At 74.2% G+C, this 3,346-nt stretch carries 1 protein-coding gene; it reads right to left on the reverse strand.

What is annotated here, in order from left to right; genetic code table 11:
- Nucleotides 1–3,308, reverse strand: a 3,308-nt coding sequence (locus ABZ822_RS32500; RefSeq protein ID WP_360862062.1) for an SDR family NAD(P)-dependent oxidoreductase, incomplete at its 3' end; no start/stop codon positions are given.
- Between the last annotated feature and the right edge of the window lie 38 nt (nucleotides 3,309–3,346).

Genomic DNA, 3,346 nt, shown 5'->3' on the forward strand with positions numbered 1-3,346 from the left:
GTCACACCACCGGCCAACGCCACATCACACTCACCGCTACGCAACGCCTGCACCGCCAGATGCAACGCCACCAACGACGACGAACACGCCGTGTCGAGGGTGACCGCGGGGCCTTCCAGGCCGAGCGCGTACGACACCCGGCCGGAGGCCAGGCTTGCGGCACTGCCCGTCAGCAGATGGCCGCGGACGTCGTCCGGTACGTCGGTGAGTGTGGCGCCGTAGCCCTGGTGCCCGCAGCCGACGAACAGGCCGGTCCGGCTGCCGCGCAGCGACCGCGGGTCGAGGCCGGCCCGCTCGACGGTCTCCCAGGAGACCTCGAGCAGCAGCCGCTGCTGCGGGTCGATGGCGACGGCCTCGCGCGGCGAGATGCCGAAGAAGGAGGCATCGAAGTCGGCCGCGTCGGAGAGGAAGCCGCCCTCGTTGACGTAACTGGTGCCGGGGCGTTGCGAGTCGGGGTCGTAGAGCGTGTCGAGGTCCCAGCCCCGGTCCGTCGGGAAGGGGGAGATGGCGTCGCCACCGTCGGTCAGCAGGTCCCACAGTTCCTCGGGCGAGGTGATCCCGCCGGGAAGCCGGCAGGCCATGGCGACGATGGCGATGGGCTCGTCCGCGCCGCTGCCCGCCGGGGGCAGGTCCGTGCCGGGGACCGGCACGGCAGCCGGAAGGGTGCCCTCGTCGAGTGCGTGCATCAGGTGGTCGGCGAGGACCACCGGCGTCGGGTGGTCGAAGACCAGGGTCGTCGGCAGGGCGAGGCCGGTTGCGGCGGCCAGCAGGTTGCGCAGTTCCACCGCGGTGAGCGAGTCGAAGCCGCAGTCCTGGAAGGCGCGGGTGGGCGGGACGGTCTCGGGCGTCGGGTGGCCCAGCGCGGTGGCCGCGCTGCGGCGTACCAGCTTGAGCAGCAGTTGACGGCGCTCGGCGGCGCCGAGCGGGGCGAGTTCGGCGCGCAGCCCGGCGCCGTCCCCGGCCGTGCCGGTGCCCGGGTCCGCCGCCATGGCGCGGACCGCGTCCGGGATGCGGCAGAGCAGTGCCGCTCCCGGGAGGCCCCGCCGACCGGAGGCGACCTTGGCCCACTCGATGTCCGACACGAGCGCCCAGGTGTCGTCGTGGGCGAGGAGCCGGCCGAGGGCGGTGAGTGCCGGATCCGCCTCCATGGGGGTCAGGCCGCCGCGACGCAGCCGGGCCCGTACGACAGGGTCGTCGGCCATACCGGCGCCGGCCCACGGACCCCAGGCGATCGAGGTGGCCGGGAGTCCGGCGGAGCGCCGCTGCCGGGCGAGGGCGTCGAGGTAGGCGTTGCCGGCCGCGTATCCGGCCTGGCCCGCGGAGCCGAGCGCTCCGGCGATCGACGAGAACAGCACGAACGTGTGGAGGGGCGTGTCGAGTTGCCGGGTGGCCTCGTCCAGGTTGGCGGCCGCCCGGAGCTTGGTGCGCAGCACGGTGGCGTACCGCTCGGGGTCCATGGCGGTGAGCGGCGCGTCGTCGAGGACGCCCGCGGTGTGCAGCACCGCGGTCAGCGGCAGGTCGGCCGGGACGGCGGCGAGCAGCTCGTCCAGGGCGGTCCTGTCGGCGGGGTCGCAGGCGGCGATGGTGACACGGGTGCCCGCCTCTTCCAGTTCGCGCCGCAATGCGTCCGCGCCGGGCGCGTCCGGGCCGCGCCGGCTGACGAGGAGCAGATGCTCGGCGCCTTCACCGGCCAGGCGGCGTGCCAGGTGCGTGCCGATGGTGCCGGTTCCGCCGGTGATCAACGTCGTTCCGGCGAGCCGGAGTTGGGGGCGGTCGTCCTCGCCGTCGCGGTCGATGGGGACGAGCCTGCGGGCGAAGACGGCGGAGTCCCGTACCGCGAGCTCGTTCTCCTCGCCGGGCTCCGCGACGATCGCCGCCAGCCGGGCCAGCGCCCGCCGGTCCGGCCGCGCGGGCAGATCGACGAGGCCGGCCCACAGGTCGGAATGCTCGACGGCGACGGTGCGGCCGAGACCCCAGGTGGTGGCCTGCACGGGCCGCCCGAGGCCGTCGGCGGCACCGACGGACACGGCGGCCTGCGTGGCGGCCCACAGCCGGGCCCCGCTGTGGGTGTCGGCCAGCGCCTGCACCAGCAGCGTGTTGAGGTGCAGCCCCAGCGGGACGTCGGCGTGGAGCGTGTGGGGTGTCTCGGTCAGGGCGAGCAGGGACAACAGGTGGACCGGGCCGCTGTGGTCCGCGACGGCCTCGGTCAGCGCGGCCGCGACCCGGTCGCGGTCCGTGCCCGCGGGAAGGGGTACGGATACAGCCACGGTGCCCGTGTCCGTCCCGGCAGTGGAGAACGCGTCCACCACGGCGTCGGCGGTCTCGGCCGCATCGGAATCGCCCTCGCAGAAGGGCACGAGCCAGACGCCGGCCGGAGAACCCGACGGGGACGGCAGCGGCGTCCAGATCTCCCGGTACTGCCAGGAGTCGGCAGTGGCCTGCTGCACGCTGCGGTGGTGCCAGGCCGTCAGGGCGGGGAGTACGGGTATGAGGACGTCCGGGTCGAGCGCGAGGCGCTCCGCCAAGTCCTGGACGTCGCCCTTCCGGACGGAGGCCCAGAACGCCGAGTCGACGGCCGCCGCCCGGCCGTCCTCCGCGTCCGAGGCGGCGTCGGTCAGCCAGTACCGGCGGCGCTGGAAGGCGTAGGTGGGGAGGTCGACGGTGCGGGCGCCGGGGTGGAGTGCGGACCAGTCCGGGCTCTGCCCGTGCACATGCAGCGTGCCGACGGCGCCGAACAGGCTCTCTGCTTCCGACCCGTCCTTGCGCAACGCGGGCACCACCACGGGCCGCTCCCCGAGGGACTCCGTGCCCTCGTGCGGGGAGGGCAGGGCCGCCTGGGCGAGGGCGGAGAGGGTGCCGTCGGGGCCGAGTTCGAGGTGGCGGGTGACGTTCTGGTCCGCGAGGGTGCGTACGGCGTCGGCGTACCGGACGGTCCGGCGGACGTGCTCGACCCAGTACTCCGGCGAGGACACCTCCTCGCCACTGGCCACCTCGCCGGTGACCGTGGAAACCACCGGCAACTGCGGCGACTCGTACGCCAGACCCTCCGCGACCTCCCGGAACTCCGCCAGCATCGGCTCCATCAACGGCGAATGGAACGCATGACTCACCCGCAACGCCGTCGACTTCCGGCCCTGGGCACGGAAGCCCTCCGTGATCTCCTCCACCGCATCACGGTCACCGGAAACCACTACCGACCGCGGCCCGTTCACCGCAGCGAGACCCACCCGGTCGTTCAGCAGCGGCTGCAGCTCGTCCTCGGACGCCTCCACCGCCACCATCGCCCCACCCTCGGGCAACGCCTGCATCAACCGACCCCGCGCCACCACGAGTCGGCAGGCGTCGG

The organism is Streptomyces sp. NPDC047108 (assembly GCF_040643575.1).
GTDB lineage: Bacteria > Actinomycetota > Actinomycetes > Streptomycetales > Streptomycetaceae > Streptomyces.